Annotated in this window: 13 protein-coding genes; 5 read left to right on the forward strand and 8 right to left on the reverse strand. The window is 70.5% G+C overall.

What is annotated here, in order from left to right:
* Nucleotides 1-75 precede the first annotated feature (75 nt).
* Entirely contained in the window at nucleotides 76-1,464 is a 1,389-nt protein-coding gene (locus AC0OO9_RS23525; protein WP_484512409.1) for a cellulase family glycosylhydrolase, read from the forward strand.
* A 331-nt stretch (nucleotides 1,465-1,795) separates the two neighbouring features.
* Here AC0OO9_RS23525 and AC0OO9_RS23530 read toward each other — a convergent pair whose 3' ends face one another.
* From AC0OO9_RS23530 to AC0OO9_RS23555, 6 genes are all read right to left on the reverse strand, one after another.
* Nucleotides 1,796-3,079 (reverse strand): RNA polymerase sigma factor, encoded by a 1,284-nt coding sequence (locus AC0OO9_RS23530; protein WP_484518019.1) that lies wholly within the window; start codon nucleotides 3,077-3,079, stop codon nucleotides 1,796-1,798.
* A gap of 3 nt (nucleotides 3,080-3,082) precedes the next feature.
* On the reverse strand, nucleotides 3,083-3,475 hold the full coding sequence (locus AC0OO9_RS23535; protein ID WP_484518020.1) for a YciI family protein: 393 nt from the start codon (nucleotides 3,473-3,475) through the stop codon (nucleotides 3,083-3,085).
* Between the two features lie 121 nt (nucleotides 3,476-3,596).
* Nucleotides 3,597-5,735, reverse strand: a complete 2,139-nt coding sequence (locus tag AC0OO9_RS23540) for an alpha-galactosidase (protein WP_484512411.1) — start codon at nucleotides 5,733-5,735, stop codon at nucleotides 3,597-3,599.
* The gene (locus AC0OO9_RS23545; RefSeq protein WP_484512413.1) at nucleotides 5,732-6,643 is read right to left on the reverse strand and encodes a carbohydrate ABC transporter permease; all 912 of its coding nucleotides are present in this window, start codon (nucleotides 6,641-6,643) and stop codon (nucleotides 5,732-5,734) included. Before AC0OO9_RS23545 ends, AC0OO9_RS23540 begins: the two co-directional genes overlap by 4 nt.
* Entirely contained in the window at nucleotides 6,640-7,596 is a 957-nt protein-coding gene (locus AC0OO9_RS23550) for a carbohydrate ABC transporter permease (RefSeq protein WP_484512415.1), read from the reverse strand. The genes AC0OO9_RS23545 and AC0OO9_RS23550 overlap by 4 nt, the downstream gene beginning before the upstream one ends.
* A 21-nt stretch (nucleotides 7,597-7,617) precedes the next feature.
* A complete protein-coding gene (locus AC0OO9_RS23555) occupies nucleotides 7,618-8,943 on the reverse strand; it encodes an ABC transporter substrate-binding protein (RefSeq protein ID WP_484512417.1) in 1,326 nt (441 codons plus the stop codon).
* Nucleotides 8,944-9,214: 271 nt separating this feature from the next.
* Between AC0OO9_RS23555 and AC0OO9_RS23560 the strand changes: the two genes are divergently transcribed.
* Together AC0OO9_RS23560 and AC0OO9_RS23565 are read left to right on the forward strand one after the other, a co-directional pair.
* On the forward strand, nucleotides 9,215-11,299 hold the full coding sequence (locus AC0OO9_RS23560) for a beta-galactosidase (protein WP_484512419.1): 2,085 nt from the start codon (nucleotides 9,215-9,217) through the stop codon (nucleotides 11,297-11,299).
* A 22-nt stretch (nucleotides 11,300-11,321) separates the two neighbouring features.
* Complete coding sequence (locus AC0OO9_RS23565; protein WP_484512421.1) at nucleotides 11,322-12,098, forward strand: DeoR/GlpR family DNA-binding transcription regulator; 777 nt, start codon at nucleotides 11,322-11,324, stop codon at nucleotides 12,096-12,098.
* Between the two features lie 138 nt (nucleotides 12,099-12,236).
* Here AC0OO9_RS23565 and AC0OO9_RS23570 read toward each other — a convergent pair whose 3' ends face one another.
* Nucleotides 12,237-13,172 (reverse strand): S-4TM family putative pore-forming effector, encoded by a 936-nt coding sequence (locus AC0OO9_RS23570; RefSeq protein WP_484512423.1) that lies wholly within the window; start codon nucleotides 13,170-13,172, stop codon nucleotides 12,237-12,239.
* Nucleotides 13,173-13,236: 64 nt separating this feature from the next.
* Between AC0OO9_RS23570 and AC0OO9_RS23575 the strand changes: the two genes are divergently transcribed.
* A complete protein-coding gene (locus tag AC0OO9_RS23575) occupies nucleotides 13,237-14,496 on the forward strand; it encodes a hypothetical protein (RefSeq protein WP_484512424.1) in 1,260 nt (419 codons plus the stop codon).
* A gap of 171 nt (nucleotides 14,497-14,667) precedes the next feature.
* Complete coding sequence (locus AC0OO9_RS23580; RefSeq protein ID WP_357577552.1) at nucleotides 14,668-15,627, forward strand: sporulation protein; 960 nt, start codon at nucleotides 14,668-14,670, stop codon at nucleotides 15,625-15,627.
* 69 nt (nucleotides 15,628-15,696) lie between these two features.
* Here the strand turns inward: AC0OO9_RS23580 and AC0OO9_RS23585 are convergent, their stop codons facing one another.
* Nucleotides 15,697-16,101: a hypothetical protein gene (locus AC0OO9_RS23585; RefSeq protein WP_132240023.1), complete on the reverse strand. Its 405-nt coding sequence runs from the start codon at nucleotides 16,099-16,101 to the stop codon at nucleotides 15,697-15,699.
* Nucleotides 16,102-16,264: the final 163 nt, after the last annotated feature.

Genomic DNA, 16,264 nt, shown 5'->3' on the forward strand with positions numbered 1-16,264 from the left:
TCGGGCTGCAGCCGCCATCCCCTGTGACGTCCCACCCCCACCTGGGCAGCGGGGGTCCTCCCTTTGAGGAAGGCCATGAAGAAGAGACTCTCCGCCGCCGGTGCGGCCCTGCTCGCGTTGCTGGTCGCCGTGTTGGCGTTCGGGCAGCCCGCGCGGGCCGCGACCGGCTTCTCCGTCGCCGACGGCAAGCTCTACGACGCCAACGGCAGCGAGTTCGTCATGCGTGGCGTGAACCACGCGCACACCTGGTACCAGCAGCAGACCAGCTCCTTCGCCAACATCAAGGCGCTCGGGGCGAACACGGTGCGGGTGGTGCTGGCCAGCGGCCAGCGGTGGGCGAAGAACGACACCGCCGACGTCGCCAACGTCATCTCGCTGTGCAAGGCCAACCGGCTGATCTGCGTGCTGGAGGTGCACGACACCACCGGCTACGGCGAGCAGAGCGGGGCGGCCACCCTGGACCAGGCGGTCGACTACTGGCTCAGCGTCTCCAGCGCCCTCGCCGGCCAGGAGAAGTACGTCATCGTCAACATCGGCAACGAGCCGTACGGCAACCAGGGCTACGGCACCTGGGCGACCGACACCGCCAACGCCATCAAGCGGCTGCGTACGGGCGGCCTGACGCACACCATCATGGTCGACGCCCCGAACTGGGGTCAGGACTGGTCGTTCACCATGCGCGACAACGCCGCGTCGGTGTTCGCCGCCGACCCGCAGAAGAACACGGTCTTCTCCATCCACATGTACGGCGTCTTCGACACCGCCGCCGAGATCAGCGACTACCTCGGCCGGTTCCGCGCCGCGAAGCTGCCGATCGTGGTCGGCGAGTTCGGCTTCGACCACTCCGACGGCAACCCCGACGAGGACACCATCCTCTCCTACAGCCAGGCCAACGGGATCGGTTACCTGGGCTGGTCGTGGAGCGGCAACGGCGGTGGCGTCGAGTACCTCGACATGGTCACCAACTTCAACCCCGCCGCGCTGAGCACCTGGGGCCAGCGCATCTTCAACGGGGCGAACGGGATCAAGGCCACCGCGAAGGAGGCGACGGTCTTCGGCGGTACCCCGCCCCCGACCACCCCGCCGCCGACGACGCCTCCGCCCACCACCCCGCCGCCCACCACGCCCCCGCCCACGACCCCGCCGCCGAGCACCCCGCCGCCGGGCGGCTGCACGGCGACGTACGCGGTGACCAACCAGTGGCAGGGTGGCTTCCAGGGTGAGGTGAAGGTGACCGCCGGCTCGTCGGCGATCACCGGCTGGACGACGAAGTGGACGTTCGCCAACGGCCAGACCGTCAGCCAGTCCTGGAACGCCGCCCTGAGCAGCAGCGGGTCGGCTGTCACGGCCCGCAACGTCGACTACAACGGCCGGCTGGGCGCTGGCGCCAGCACCAGCTTCGGCTTCATCGCCAGCTGGAACGGCACCAACGCCACGCCCGCGGTGACCTGCACGGCGAGCTGACAACTCACGCCCCACCGGTGGCCGGGCCCGCACAGGCCCGGCCACCCCCATGTCACCTGTCGAAACGTCGCAACTCCGCCGCGCCCGCGCCCTCGCCCCGATCAATGGGCAGGGCAAGGGCTGGGCGGGGTGGGAGGCACGGCGGGGTATGCCCACGGGGCGCTGTCGAGCTGCCCCGTCCGTGGGACCGCCAGCCGCCACGGGCCCGGAACTTGCTGCCCCACCTGTGCGGGCAGCTCGACAGCGTCCGCGCGAGCATGCCCACGTCGCGTGGGGGCCCGTCAGGCCCCGGTCGGTCACGTCGCGTCGAGGCCCGTCAGGCCCCGGTCGGTCACGTCGCGTCGAGGCCCGTCAGGCCCCGGTCGGTCACGGAGGCCAACCGGGCGGCGCGCATCATCAGGTACCGCTGCTCGGGCAGGCTCGTGCTCAGGGCGGCGGCGGCCCGGTAGTCGGCCACCGCCCGCTCCCGGTCGCCGGCCATCTCGTGCAGGTGTGCCCGGGCGGCGGGCAGCCGGTGGTGCCCGTTGAGCCGGGGGTCGGCGTCCAGCGCGTCCAGCGCCGCCAGGCCGGCGGCCGGACCGTGCACCATGGCGGTCGCCACGGCTCGGTTGAGGGAGACGACGGGACTGCCGGAGGCGCGTTCCAGCACCTCGTACAGGGCGAGGATCTGCGGCCAGTCGGTCTCGGCGGTGCTGGGTGCCTCGTCGTGCAGCGCGGCGATGGCCGCCTGGAGCTGGTACGGCCCGACCGGCCCGCGGGGCAGCGCCCAGGTGACCAGGGCCACCCCCTCGTCGATGGCCGCGGCGTCCCACCGGCCGCGGTCCTGGTCGGCCAGGGAGATCAGCTCACCCGAGGGGCCGGTGCGCGCGGCGGCGCGGGCGTCGGTGAGCAGCATCAACGCGAGCAGCCCGGCGACCTCGGTGTCGTCGGGCAGGAGCGCGCGCAGGGCCCGGGTCAGCCGGATCGCCTCCTCCGACAGGTCCACCCGGCGCAGGTCGTCGCCCACGCTGGCGGTGTGTCCCTCGGTGAAGACCAGGTAGAGCACGTGCCGCACGGCGGCCAGCCGGGCCTCCCGGTCGGCGGGCTCGGGCATCCGGAACGGGACGCCCGAGGCGCGGATGCGCTGCTTGGCGCGGCTGATCCGCTGGGCCATGGTGGCCTCGGGCACGAGGAAGGCACGGCCGATCTCGGCCGTGGTCAGGCCGCCGACGGCGCGCAGGGTCAGCGCGATCGCCGACGCCGGCGTGAGCGTCGGGTGGCAGCAGAGGAAGAACAGTGTCAGGGTGTCGTCCCGGTCGGCGGTCAGCTCCTCGTCCGGCGGCGGCGCGGCGCGCCGGTCGTCCGGCTCGCGGCGGGCGACGAGGTCCTCACGCCGCCGCCGGGCCGTCTCGCCACGGACCAGTTCGATCATCCGCCGGTACGCGACCTGGATCAGCCAGCCGCGCGGGTTGCCGGGCGTCCCCTCGACCGGCCACTGGGTGGCCGCCGCCAGCAGCGCCTCCTGCACGGCGTCCTCGGCGGTGGCGAAGTCGCCGAAGCGGCGGGTGAGCACGCCGAGGACCTGCGGCGCCAGCTCGCGCAGCAGGTCCTCGACGGGCGGGTCGGTGGGGGCCAGTTGTCACATCTCCTGCGGCGGCGCCGACATCACGGGGCGCACCTCGATCGGCATGTTCAGCGGCCGACCGCCCGGGCCGGGCGCGGTGGAGATGTGCGCGGCGAGCGCGACGGCCCGCTCGGGGCTGTCGCAGTCGACGATCCAGAAGCCGGCGAGGAACTCCTTGGTCTCGGCGAACGGCCCCTCGGTGATCACGGGGATCCCCCCGGCGCCCGCTTGGACGATCTTCGCCTGGGCCGGCGCGGCGAGCCCCTCGCCGCCGACGAGTTCACCGTCGGCGATCAGCTTCCCGTTGACCTCGCCCATGAACGCCACGTGCGCCCGGATCTCCTCGGGCGTCCACGTCTCGATCGGGGGGAAGTCCGTGCCGGCGGCGCTGAACTGCATGAGCAACATGTACTTCACGTCTGGCTCCTCACGACTGCGCACCATCATCGGTGCTCTCACCCGTCGGTAGAAGCCGGCACCCCGGTCCTCGACACCCCGCCGGAAATTCTCCGGAAAATCTGCCCGCCCCTCAGTCTACGGCGGTGACCTCCAGCAGCACGGTCTGCTCGGGATGCAGCGCGGGCATCTGGAGCCCGACGGTCGCCAGCACCGCGCCGCCGAGGGTCACGCCGCCGGCGGCCAGCCAACCCGGTGCGGCCCGCTGGAGCGTCGCGGGCTCCGGCACTCCGGCGGCGGGCCGCACCGCGTACCGGCGGCGGGGGTCGAGGCCGGGGAGCCGGACCGGCCCGGGCGCCTGGGTCACCGAGGTGGCCAGCTGGGCCACGGCGTACACCGCCTGGGAACCGTCGTGGGCGATGACGCCGTGCGCCCAGACGGCCGGGTCCGGGTGGTCGACCCGGACCACCCGGCCGGCGTGCAGCAGCGGGCGGAGCCGCTTGTGCAGCGCGACCCAGGCGGCCAGTTCGCCGCGCTGCGCCGCGTCGATCGCGCCGATGTCCCACTCGATGCCGTGGTGGCCGAAGAGCGCGGTCGCCGCCCGGAAACCCAGGTCGTGCACGCGGTGGGTGGTGTGCGAGCGCTCCGGGCCGATGTGGCTGCCGACCAGCTCGGGCGGGAGCAGCAGCCCCGTCCAGCGCTGGATGGCCAGCCGCTCCAGGGCGTCGTTGCAGTCGCTGGCCCACACCCGGTCGGTGCGCCGCAGGATCTCCAGGTCCACCCGGGCGCCGCCGGACGCGCAGCTCTCGATCTCCACGCCCGGGTGGCGGCGGCGCAGCTCGTCGAGGAGCCGGTATACCGCCAGCGTCTGCCCGCGCACGCCGGGGCGGCCCTGGTGCCCCGCCTCGGTCAGGTCCCGGTTGTGGTCCCACTTGAGGTAGTCGATGCCGGGGTACGCGGTGAGCAGCGCGTCCAGCCGCTCCAGCAGGTACGCGTACGCCGGCGGCTCGGCCAGGTCGAGCACCTGCTGGTGGCGCCAGGCGGGCGGCAGCCGGCCGGGCGCCGACAGCACCCACTCCGGGTGGGCCCGGAACACCTCGGAGTCGGGGTTGACCATCTCCGGTTCCACCCAGAGCCCGAACTGCATCCCGTGCCCGCGTACGTGGTCGATGAGCGGGTGCAGGCCGTCCGGCCAGACGATGTCGTCGGCGTACCAGTCGCCGAGGCCGGCGCGGTCGTGGCGGCGGCCCCGGAACCAGCCGTCGTCGAGCACGAAGCGTTCCACCCCGACCTCGGCCGCCTGGTCGGCCAGCGTGCGGAGCCGGTCCAGGTCGTGGTCGAAGTAGACGGCCTCCCAGACGTTGAGGGTGACCGGGCGGGGCGTGGCCGGGTGCTGCGGGCGGGCGCGCAGGTGGGTGTGCAGGACGTCGCTGAGCCCGTCCAGCCCGGCGGCGGAGAAGACCGCGTGCAGCAGCGGGGTGGCGTACTCCCCGCCGGGGGCGAGCACCACCTCGCCGGGGGTGAGCAGCTCGCCGCCGCCGAGGGTGGACTCGCCCGTCGGCCGCCGTTCGGCGACGGTCACGTGGTCGCCGCTCCACGCGGTGTGCACCGCCCACACCTCGCCGTGGCCGAAGCCGAAACCGGCCGTGCCGGCGACCAGCAGCAGGGTGGCGTCGTGCCCGGTGCGGCCGTGCCGGCCCTCGCGTACCCAGGCGCCCATCGGCCACGGGTGCCGCTGCGGGGACCGCTCCCGGCACCACCGACCGGTCAGGTCGAGCAGCTCGGTGGCGACCGCCGGCACCGGCAGGACCGGCGTCAGCTCCCGCAGCTCGTACGCCGTGTCGCCGTCGTTGCGCAGCCGGTGCCGCAGCAGCACCAGGCCGGTCGGATCGAGCGCGATCTCGACGGTCAGCGACAGCCCGGCCCCGCCGTCGGCCGCCCGGACGGTGACCCGGGCGGGGCCGGTGCCGTCGTCGGCGACGTCGAGACGGGTCAGCCGGAAGGCGGTGGACCAGTCCCGGCGCTCGCGGTGCCCGGCGAGCGCCGGCCGGCCGCCCCAGCCGGCGGATGCTTCAGGCAGCAGGGACAGCACCGTCGGCGCGTCGAAGCTGCTGCGTACGACCGGCGCGACGGTGGCGTCGACCAGGGCGGGCAGGTCGTCGGGTCCGACGGGGCCGAGGTCGGCCCCCCAGTGCGCGACCCGGGGCAGCCCCGGGTCGCGCGCGTCGAGCACCAGGCTGGTCCGGGCACGGCGCAGGTGGACGATGGTCATCCTTTGGAAGCCCCCAGGGTCAGGCCCCGGACGAACTGCCTCTGCAACAGGAAGAAGATCACCAGGGTCGGGATCGCGACCAGCACCGAGCCGGCCGAGACCAGGTTGTTGTCGGTGAAGAACTCACCGCGCAGGTTGTTGAGCGAACTCGTCACCGGGAACTTGTCCCCCGTGCGCATGAGCACGGTGGCCCAGAAGAACTCGTTGTAGATCCAGGTCACCTCCAGGGTGGCCAGCGCGGCCAGGGCCGGCCGGCACAGCGGCATGGTCACCTGCCAGTACTGCCGCCAGACGCTCGCCCCGTCGACCATCGCCGCCTCGTAGAGGTCGCGCGGCAGCGCCTTCATGTAGTTGCTGAGCACGAAGACGCAGAAGCCGCACTGGAAGGCGACGTTGACCAGGATCAGCCCCCAGTAGCTGTCGTAGAGCAGCTCCGAGTCGCTCATGAACGCCGGTAGCGGCACCTGCGTGAAGAGCCGGAACAGGGGGATGAGCAGGGCCTGCTGGGGCAGCAGGTTCGCCGCGGTGAACAGGCCGAGCAGGACGATGTTGGTCCTCCAGCTGAACCGGGCGATGACGAACGCCACGCACGAGGCGAGGAAGAGGGTCAGCAGCACCGCCGGCACGGTGATGTAGACGGAGTTGAGGAAGTGCTTGCCGAACTCGGCGGTCCGCCAGGCGGTGACGTAGTTGTCGAGGGTCCACCCGCCGAGCGAGACGTAGCCGTTGGTGGCCGTGTACTCGTAGGAGCGCAGCGAGGTCAGCACGGCCCAGAGGATCGGGAAGAGCCAGCCGATCGCCACCGCCGCGAGGAACACGTGCAGCACCACCCGGGCCGGGCGCGACGGCGGGCGGCGTTCGGTCGCGGGGGCGGTCCGGTCCTCCCGGGGCACGGTCGCGGTGCTCATCGGCGTCCCTCCCGCAGCACGGTCGCCAGGTAGACGGTGATGAAGAGCAGCGAGACGACGAGCATGATGGTGGCCAGCGCCGAGCCGAAGCCGATGCGGCTCGCCTCGCCGACCACGTTCTGCGTGACCAGCGCCGAGATCAACTCCAGGCCGTTGCGGCCCTTGTTGATGACCCAGACCAGGTCGAACGCGCGCAGCGACTCGATCACCGTCACCACCAGCACGATGATGTTGATGGGCCGCAGGACCGGGAAGATCACCTTGAAGAACGTCCGGCCCTCCGACGCGCCGTCCACGGCGGCGGCCTCCCGCAGCGACGGGTCGACGCCCTTCAGCCCGGCCAGGTAGAGCAGCATGATGTAGCCGACGTGCCGCCAGCCGGCCGCCACCAGCACGGCCCAGATGTTGACGTCCGGGTCGCCGTACCAGTCGACGTCGGTGCCGAGGACGGCGTTGACCAGGCCCTGGTCGCGGGAGTAGAGCAGCTGCCAGACGAAGCCGATCAGCGCCAGGGAGAGCACCACCGGCAGGTAGAGCGCGGTCTGGTAGAACCGGGTGCCGCGCAGCTCCTTGTCGAGCAGGACGGCCAGGAACATGCCGAACGGGGTGGCCACCACGAACAGCGCCGCCAGCCAGAGCAGGTTGTTCTGCACGGCCGGCACGAACGGCGGGTAGTTCTGGACCACGTCGGCGTAGTTGCGGCCGCCGACCCACTCGATCTCGGAGACCGGGCCGATGCCGTCCCAGTCGGTGCCGGAGAGCAGCACGGTGGCGCCCGCCGGCAGCCAGACCAGGCCGACGACGAGCAACAGCGGTACGGCCACCATGAGCGCGACGACCACGCGGTCGGTGCGGGACAGCAGCCGTACGCGCCGGCGGCGACCACCCGTGGAGGTGGTCGCCGCCGGCGGCGGCGCGGCGCGATCCGCTTGGATCAGGGGCAGGTCGGACACGGTGTCCTCACCCTCTCGCCGTCAGTCGGTGAAGATCGACTTCTTCTGGTTCTCGATGCTCGACGTCAGCCCGTCGATGTCCTTCGGATCCTTGATGAACTGCTGGAGCGCCGGGATGATCACCGTGGAGGCGAAGTCCGGGCGGGTGTCGCGGTCCAGGAACTGGGCGATCTCGGTGGCCGAGCCGACCAGCTCGGCGGCCTTCTTCTGCAGGGCGCTGTAGCCGCTGGTGTCGGCCTCGCTGTTGGCGACCAGCGTGCTCGGGTCGCTCTTGACGGTGATGTCCGCGGCCGCCTTCGAGCCGACGTACTCCAGCAGCTTCCTGGCGTTGGCTTCCTGCTTCGGCTTGCGGGCCATCATGTAGCCGTCGATGGGCGCGTCCAGGGCCTTGGCGCCGATCGCCGGGTCGATCTCGGGGAAGGTGAAGAAGTCGAGGTCGGCCAGGTCGGCGCCGTCGAACTGCTGGCCGACGAAGAGGCCGAGCAGGTACATGCCGCTCTTCTTCTGCTGCAACGACTGGGCGGCCTCCTGCCAGGTCCGGCCGAGGCTGTCGGGCTGGTGCAGGGGGAGCAAGCCGCGCCAGGTGTCGAAGACCTTTTTCACCTTCTCGGAGGTCCAGGACTCCTTGCCGGCCATCAGGTCGATGTGGAACTGGTAGCCGTTGATCCGCAGGTTGAGGATGTCGAAGGTGCCCATCGCCGGCCAGCCGTCCTTGTCGGCGAAGGCGATCGGGGTGAGCCCGTCCTTCTTCATCTGACCGGCGAGCGCGGTCAGGTCGTCGAGGGTCTTCGGCACCTGGTAGCCGTTCTGCTGCCAGACGGACCTGCGGTAGAAGACGGCCCACGGGTAGTACGACGACGGCACGAAGTACTGCTTGCCGTCGTCGCCGGTCGACGCCTTGCGGAACGCGTCGGACATCCCGGAGAGCTTGCCCCAGACGTCGCTGAGGTCGCCGGCGAGGCCCCGGGCGGCGAAGAAGCGCATCCGGTAGCCGGCGAACCACATGAACACGTCGTCCGGCTTGCCCTGGAGATAGTTGTTGATGTTCTCCTGGAACGTGTTGTGGTCGACCGTGTTGACGGCGACCTCGAGGCCGGACGAGGTCCGGAAGCCGTCCATGACCTTCGCGATCACCTCCTTGGGCTTCGGGTCGGACTGGTTGGAACCCAGCGACACCGTCTTGGCGCCGGAACCGCCGGAGTCGGAACCGCAGCCGGCGAGCAGGCCCGTGCCGAGCAGCGCGGTGGTGCCGGCCGTGCCGGCCAGCAGCGAACGACGGTCGAGGCCGGCCACTGAGGGGGGTACGAGCCGGGCGAGGTACTCGGCTCGGGTGCGGGGACGGGACATGGTGCCTCCTGCGGATGAAGAGGTGCCCGAGGGTCGTCGGTGGCGGTGTCCCGGCAACCGTGAACACACACCAGGATCCATCGCGAATCCACATTGGCGAACACGAATTGCCAGTGGCGCCTCAAGCTACTCGTCCTCCGGGCGGTGTCAAGGGGGCGGCAATCTCCCGACAACCCGGTCGCGACAAGGCCGTTGGTAGGTAAACGTTGTAAAGATGATCGATGTTGGAACGTGTTGACTTGGCTGCCTCGGCCGGGCACGCTCTGCATCCATGCGGCGATGGCAGGGTGACGACATCTGGTTCGGTGCCGACTACAACCCCGAGCAGTGGCCCGAGAAGACCTGGGCCGAGGACGTCGCGCTGATGCGCCGGGCAGGGGTGAACCTGGTGTCGGTGGGGATCTTCTCCTGGGCGCTGCTGGAGCCCGCCCCCGGCGCGTACGAGTTCGGCTGGCTGGACCGGGCGATCGACGTGCTGCACGGCGGCGGGATCTCGGTCGACCTGGCTACCGCCACCGCCAGCCCGCCCCCGTGGCTGGCCCACCGGCACCCGGAGACGCTGCCCCGGCGCGCCGACGGCGCGATCCTCTGGCCGGGCGGGCGGCAGGCGTACTGCCCCAGCTCGCCCGTGTTCCGGGAGCGGTCGCTGGCCCTGGTCGAGGCCCTCGCCACCCGCTACGCCGACCATCCCGCCGTGGTCATGTGGCACGTCTCCAACGAGCTGGGCTGCCACAACGTGCACTGCTACTGCGACGTCAGCGCCGAGGCGTTCCGCCGCTGGCTGCGCGAGCGCTACGGCGACCTGGACGGGCTCAACCACGCCTGGGGCACCGCCTTCTGGAGCCAGCGCTACGGCGACTGGGCCGAGATCAACCCGCCGCGCACGGCGCCGACCTTCGCCAATCCCACCCAGCAACTGGACTTCCTGCGCTTCTCCTCCGACGAGCAGCGCGCCCAACTGCGCGCCGAGCGCGAGGTGCTCACGCGCCTGGTCCGCCAGCCGGTCACCACGAACTTCATGATCGGCACCGGCATCAAGTACCTCGACTACCACTCCTGGGCGTCCGACGTGGACGTCGTCGCCAACGACCACTACCTCACCGCCGCCGACCCGCGCGCCCACGTCGGGCTCGCCCTCGCGGCCGACCACACCCGAGGCGTCGCCGGCGGCGAACCGTGGCTGCTGATGGAGCACTCCACCAGCGCGGTCAACTGGCAGCCGCGCAACGTCGCCAAGGCACCCGGCCAGTTGCGTCGCAACAGCCTGGCGCACGTGGCGCGCGGCGCGGACGGGGTGCTCTTCTTCCAGTGGCGGGCCTCCCGCGCCGGGGCGGAGAAGTTCCACTCCGCGCTGCTGCCGCACGCCGGCCCGGAGACCAAGGTGTTCCGCGAGGTGTGCCGGCTCGGCGCGGACCTGCGGGCCCTCGCCGAGGTGCGCGGCAGCCGGGTCGACGCCGAGGTGGCGATCCTGTTCGACTACGAGGCGTGGTGGGGCGCCGAACTCGACTCGCACCCCACCGTCGACGTCACGTACGCCGACCGCCTCGGCGCGCTGCACGACGCGCTGTGGCGGGCCGGGATCACCGCCGACGTCGTGCACCCGGCCACCGACCTGTCCCGCTACCGGCTGGTGCTGGCACCCACCCTCTACCTGGTGCGCGACGCGCACGCCGCGGCGCTGCGCGCGTACGTCGAGGCCGGCGGGACCGCCCTGGTCACGTACTTCAGCGGCATCGTCGACGAGCACGACCACATCCGCCTCGGCGGCTACCCGGGGGCGTTCCGCGAACTGCTGGGCGTCCGCGTCGAGGAGTTCTTCCCGCTGCGGGCGGGCGAGCGGGTGACCCTGGACGACGGCTCGGTCGCCGACGTGTGGACGGAGTGTCTGCATCCCGAGGGCACGCAGGTGCTCGCCGCGTACGCCGACGGGCCCCTGCCGGGCGTGCCGGCGCTGACCCGGCACCCGGTCGGCGCGGGCGCGGCCTGGTACGTCGGCACCCGCCTGGACGCGGCGGCGACGGACCGGCTGGTGGCCCGGCTGGTGGCCGAGTCGGGGGTACGCCCGGCGGCGCGGGTCCCCGCCGAGGTGGAGGTGGTCCGGCGCCGCGACGGCGACCGCACCTGGCTCTTCGTCATCAACCACACCGACGCCGACGCCCGGCTCGACGCCACCGGCGTGGAGCTGCTGACCGGCGCGCGCTGCGCCGGCGACCTGGTCGTGCCGGCCGGCGAGGTGGCCGTCATCCGCGAGGACGCGGCGGCCGCCGCGGCCCGCAGTTTCGACGACCCGGCCGGTACGTCGGACGACCCGGCCCGCGCGTCGGGCGGTGCGGCGGCCCGCTCGTCTGCGGCGTGACGGCGCGAAGGAGGTCCTCCGGATGCTGGCCCGACAGCGACAGGCCGCGATCCTCGAGATGATCCGGCAGCGCGGCGGCGTGCGGGTCAGCCAGCTGGTGAGCCGGTTCGGCGTCTCCGACATGACGATCCGGCGCGACCTGGAGGTGCTGGCCGAGCGGGGGCTGGTCGACAAGGTCCACGGCGGCGCGACCCTGGTCGGCCCCGGACCCGGCGACGAGCCCGGCTTCGCCGCGAAGTCGCTGCGGCAGCGGGCCGAGAAGCGGGCCATCGCCGAACGGGCCGCCGCCCTGGTCGAGCCCGGCATGGCCGTCGCGCTCTCCGCCGGCACCACGACCGCCGCGCTGGCCACCCTGCTGGCCGACGTACGCGGCCTGACCGTGGTGACCAACTCCATCCCCGTCTCCGAGGCCCTGCACCAGCACCCGGGCGCCGAGCAGACGGTCGTGCTGACCGGCGGGATCCGTACCCCGTCGGACGCCCTGACCGGGCCGGTGGCCGAGGCGGCGATCAGCGCCCTCAACGTCGACGTGCTCTTCCTCGGCGTGCACGGGATGAGCCCGCGCACCGGATTCACCACGCCGAACCTGCTGGAGGCGGGCACCGACCGGTGCCTGGTCGGCGCGGCCCGGCGCCTGGTGGTGCTCGCCGACCACACCAAGTGGGAGACGATCGGAATGGCCACGATCGCCCCGCTCTCCGCGGCCGACGTGCTCGTCACCGACGCGGGGCTGACCGAGGAGGCGCGCGACCAGCTCGCCGGCCAGGTGGGCGAGCTGATCGTCGTCGAGGCCGGCTGACACCCGTGGGGCTGCTTCCGCAACGGACGATTCTCTTCGGCAGCGGAGACAGGTGGCGCCGGAAGCAGGATTACCGACCCTCTGGCCTGTTTGTCGTGGAGCGAGCCCAGTCGGCGCTCCCGCTCGCGGGGCTCTTGGTCATGACATCTCGGTTTCCCGCCTTTGTTGCTTCGAAGCGTTCAGCGCCGCTGCCAATCGCTGCACCGGAGCGCTGAAATCAACGTTATCATTCCGATAATAGCGGAGGTAGAATAATTTGCTCGGGGCCCTCGGCGCCTGGCAGCGTGTCTTGAAGAGCACATCCTGCACTTGACGCGACAGTGCTAGGAGTTGGTCCGTGGTTGCCGCTCCTGCCGTCCGCTCGGCGGCCTTCAGTACCTCTGCTTCCGCGAAGGCGCAGACTCGCTCGCGATCTTTCGATATGGCTCTTTGTTGGCGAAAGACGTCGACTCCGAGCAGCAAGCCTCCCAGGGACGGGATGTACCAGCGAAGTACGATCTCGCCGAGGGTGAATCCCCCAGTGATTCCGATGAGCGCGCCGGATGTTATCCACATCAGCAGGACGGCTCGAATGACGTCGGCATATCGCCGACGTATGCGGGATCCCCACGCAAGGTTCTGTATCTGACGGGCGAGTACGTCAAACGGCCGAGGTAGGTTCGGCATGTCGTCCCACTCGTCAGCGATCTGGCGAGGCTTGAATTTGCTGCTCAGCCGGCTCGCATCCTCAGATCTGACCTCGGGGCCAGCGAGTGCCGTATTCCAGGGTAATTGGAAGAGTTCCACTTCGAACATTTCCTGAAGTTTCGCTGCCCGGCGTAGTTCGCCTTCCACCCATGATGCGAGACCGACGGAGTAGGCGCCGGCCCAGACAGCCCCAATTATGGTGACCCAGGCCGATGGGAGGGCGGCCACTGTTACGACAGCGCCAGCTGCGGCAATGAGCGCCGACACCGCGAGGCGGATGCCGGAGAGAATGCGGACGCGCGCATGTGACACCGACATCGCCTTGAGCGCTGTCAGCTCTGAAGGCGTGATCGGAGCCTTGACGAACAGCGGCTCGGCCGAGGGCATGCGGGCACTCTACCGAGCGGCACCGAGAGTAAGGGTGTTCGAGGCCCGGGTAGTGTCGACGTCGATGAACAAGGAACACTTGCTCAGCAGCGCTGACCTCGCTCGATACGTCGACGACTCTGCGGCCGTCCGTGCACTTGAGGCGTGGGCGATGGATCAGTCGGTCGGCGTGGAGGTCCCAGATGCGCGGTGGCGCCGCCGTGGTGGCAGTGGCGCTCTGCTGGTACGGCTCCGAATCATACCTAGCGGGAAAGGTCAGGAGCCCTCGGAAGTTCTTGTGAAGGTCTGTGCCGAAGGGAGTCCCGCGCTTGAGCCTTCCAACCACGAAGTGGCTTGGGCGCTTTCCCCGGACTTCGCTGCCCGGCGACTGTATCGGCAGGTGCTGCCGCCAAAATCCATCGAGGATGGTCGGGTGCTGATGTTCCTCGAGTTGCCGGCGACGTTGACCAGTTGTCGAACCGTCGGCGAGTTGCCTGCGGCCAAGCAGGAGTATGCTGCGGTAACAGTCACCCGGCTGGTCCTCGGTGAGTGGAATCAGTCGGGAAGCATCCGGCGGGAATGCTCCTCCGCCAGCGCCTTCATCAGCCTGGAACTACGCGGCGCGCTGCACCAGGGGCGTTCTGCGTACCGGTGGGCTGAGGGCGCCGGTCTTCTCGCCCCGGAACTGGACTGGATTGGAGTGGCCAACAGTGGTCGGAAGCTCCTCCCGAACCCGGTGCGACTTCCCTTCGCCGACTCCATCTTCGGCGACAGGATGATCGAATATCTGGTGGGAAACAGTCATGGCGACCTGCATCTCGACAACATCGTCGTGCCACTGTCGGAAGACGGTTCCCTCGAATGCCAGAAGATTCGGCTCATAGATCTCTCCGGATACAGTTCGGCGGCTCCTCTCTCGCGAGATGTGGCAACTCTCCTCATGTCCTTGGTGCTCCCGGATGTACGCACTGGAATCTCTTGTTCTGAGAACCGTGAACTCGTCAAGGCGTTGCTCGGGAACGAGGCACCCTCCGCTTCGTCGAAGCAGTCGGCCACGGTGCGGGCCGTGCGCGGTGTGCGTGCTGCCGCTGTTGACGCCCTGGAGGTCGAGCATCGCAAGATTTTCCACGCGCAATATCTCTTGTCGATGCTGGCTCAGGCGATCATTTATACCTCATATAGCAACGTGGGCGATGTGGGTCATCAATGGTATGTTGCGCTGGGGGCTTGCGCTGCTGACGCCTTCATCGAAGAATTCGATAGTGGTCCGGTGGGTGTTGGAGACACCGAGCCGTCTCCCGTCGACGGAACGATCGGCCGGACGTACCGTCCCCGGACCGGGTGAGTTCGAGGGAGCGAACGTGGCACGAGTGCCCCCTGCCCCCTGCCTCCCATCCTCGGGCGTACATCCAACTGGCGTGCCTTCACAGGCACTTCACAGCGGTTCTCGGTAGGGTCCGGGCAAGTCAGCGACCGGCTCCAAGGTGGAGCAGGGTGTCTTTGCACGGGAGTTCCGATGGTCTTCAAGAAGATGTTGAGCGCGTTCGGAGTGGGCGGGCCGAGCGTCGACACCGTCCTGACCAACCCGAACACCCGCCCCGGCCTGACCCTCGAGGGCCAGGTCAACCTGCAGGGCGGGGACGCCCCGGCCAACGTCGAGCAGGTCGTCGTCAGCCTGGTCACCCGGGTCGAGATCGAGGGCGGTGACACCGAGTACGCCGGCGTGATGGAGTTCCACCGGCTGCCGGTCAGTGGCGCGTTCCAGCTCGCCCCGAAGCAGCAGCTCTCCCTGCCGTTCCAGCTCCCGGTCCCGTGGGAGACGCCGATCACCGACGTCTACGGCCAGCGACTGCGCGGCATGACGATGGGGCTGCGCACCGAGCTGGCCATCGCCCGAGCGGTCGACAAGGGCGACCTGGACCAGGTCAACGTGCACCCGCTGCCGGTGCACGAGCGGATCCTGGAGGCGTTCCAGCGGCTCGGCTTCCGGTTCAAGCACGCCGACCTGGAGCGCGGCCACATCCGTGGCACGCAGCAGACGCTGCCGTTCTACCAGGAGATCGAGTTCTTCGCCTCGCCCCAGTACGCGAGCACCATCAACGAGGTCGAGCTGACCTTCGTGACCAGCCCGCACGGCGTCGAGGTCATCCTGGAGTGCGACAAGCGCGGCGGGTTCCTGACCCCCGGGCACGACGCCTTCGGCCACTACCGGCTCTCGCACGCCGACGCCGACACGACGGACTGGGTCCAGGTCGTCGACGGCTGGCTGCGGGAGACGACGTCCCGCTACGGCAGCCTGCGCGGCGCCCACGGCTTCGGCGGCCACGGTCACGGGCACGGTCACGGCCGTGGCGTCGGCATGGGCGGCGTCGTCGCCGGTGCCGCGATGGGAGCTGTCGGGGGAATGATCGTCGGCGACATGATCGGCGACGCCTTCGAGGGCGACGGCGAGGACTTCGGCGGCTTCGAGGAGTAGGACCACTCACGACGGTGGCCCCCGGGACCGTAGTCCCGGGGGCCACCGTTGCCGTGGTGCGTAGCCCGGTCAGTGCCGGGCCTTGCGCTCCTCACCACTGCGCCAGTTGCTGCCGGCCTTGGCCAGACCACGGCTACCCAGGTACCCGATGGTCAGCAGCGTGATCATGAACCAGGCGTTGTCGGCCCGGAAGATGTCCACGCCGGCCGAGTTCCGGCCGACCAGCTGCGAGGCGGCCAGCACGCCGATCACGGCCGCGATGTAGACCCAGAACTCGGTCGTACGCAGCGACGGCTTGGTCTCCGTGCCGGGTGCCTGCATGGCCTCCCGGTGCCCGTCGTGCATCATCGGCATCGGGCGGGTGGGCGTCTCCTGCATCGCCCGGTCCTGCATGGCCCGGTCCTGCATCGCCCGGTTGGGCGCGTCCTGCGTCGGCCGGTTCATCGGCCTGGTGGAAGCAGCCTGCGTGCTCATCTTGTCCTCCTCAGGATGCGATGAGTCGTACCTGCGTTCCCTCGCCCCGCTACCGCGTGTCGGCCACGGCACGGTTCGCGTGCATGGCGGGGGCACCCGCCGTCTACCCGACCCGACGGGGGCAGTAACACCCCCGGCACCCCGGAAACCTGCCCCTCCCTGC

Source organism: Micromonospora sp. USAFONa4 (assembly GCF_057197825.1).

What these genes read in the sequence shown, in the direction of transcription:
- AC0OO9_RS23585 (WP_132240023.1), bottom strand. Translation starts at nt 16,101, where the DNA reads ATGAGCACGCAGGCTGCTTCCACCAGGCCGATGAACCGGCCGACGCAG.
- AC0OO9_RS23525 (WP_484512409.1), top strand. Translation starts at nt 76, where the DNA reads ATGAAGAAGAGACTCTCCGCCGCCGGTGCGGCCCTGCTCGCGTTGCTG.
- AC0OO9_RS23555 (WP_484512417.1), bottom strand. Translation starts at nt 8,943, where the DNA reads ATGTCCCGTCCCCGCACCCGAGCCGAGTACCTCGCCCGGCTCGTACCC.
- AC0OO9_RS23545 (WP_484512413.1), bottom strand. Translation starts at nt 6,643, where the DNA reads ATGAGCACCGCGACCGTGCCCCGGGAGGACCGGACCGCCCCCGCGACC.
- AC0OO9_RS23565 (WP_484512421.1), top strand. Translation starts at nt 11,322, where the DNA reads ATGCTGGCCCGACAGCGACAGGCCGCGATCCTCGAGATGATCCGGCAG.
- AC0OO9_RS23560 (WP_484512419.1), top strand. Translation starts at nt 9,215, where the DNA reads ATGCGGCGATGGCAGGGTGACGACATCTGGTTCGGTGCCGACTACAAC.
- AC0OO9_RS23570 (WP_484512423.1), bottom strand. Translation starts at nt 13,172, where the DNA reads ATGCCCTCGGCCGAGCCGCTGTTCGTCAAGGCTCCGATCACGCCTTCA.
- AC0OO9_RS23575 (WP_484512424.1), top strand. Translation starts at nt 13,237, where the DNA reads ATGAACAAGGAACACTTGCTCAGCAGCGCTGACCTCGCTCGATACGTC.
- AC0OO9_RS23580 (WP_357577552.1), top strand. Translation starts at nt 14,668, where the DNA reads ATGGTCTTCAAGAAGATGTTGAGCGCGTTCGGAGTGGGCGGGCCGAGC.
- AC0OO9_RS23535 (WP_484518020.1), bottom strand. Translation starts at nt 3,475, where the DNA reads ATGTTGCTCATGCAGTTCAGCGCCGCCGGCACGGACTTCCCCCCGATC.
- AC0OO9_RS23540 (WP_484512411.1), bottom strand. Translation starts at nt 5,735, where the DNA reads ATGACCATCGTCCACCTGCGCCGTGCCCGGACCAGCCTGGTGCTCGAC.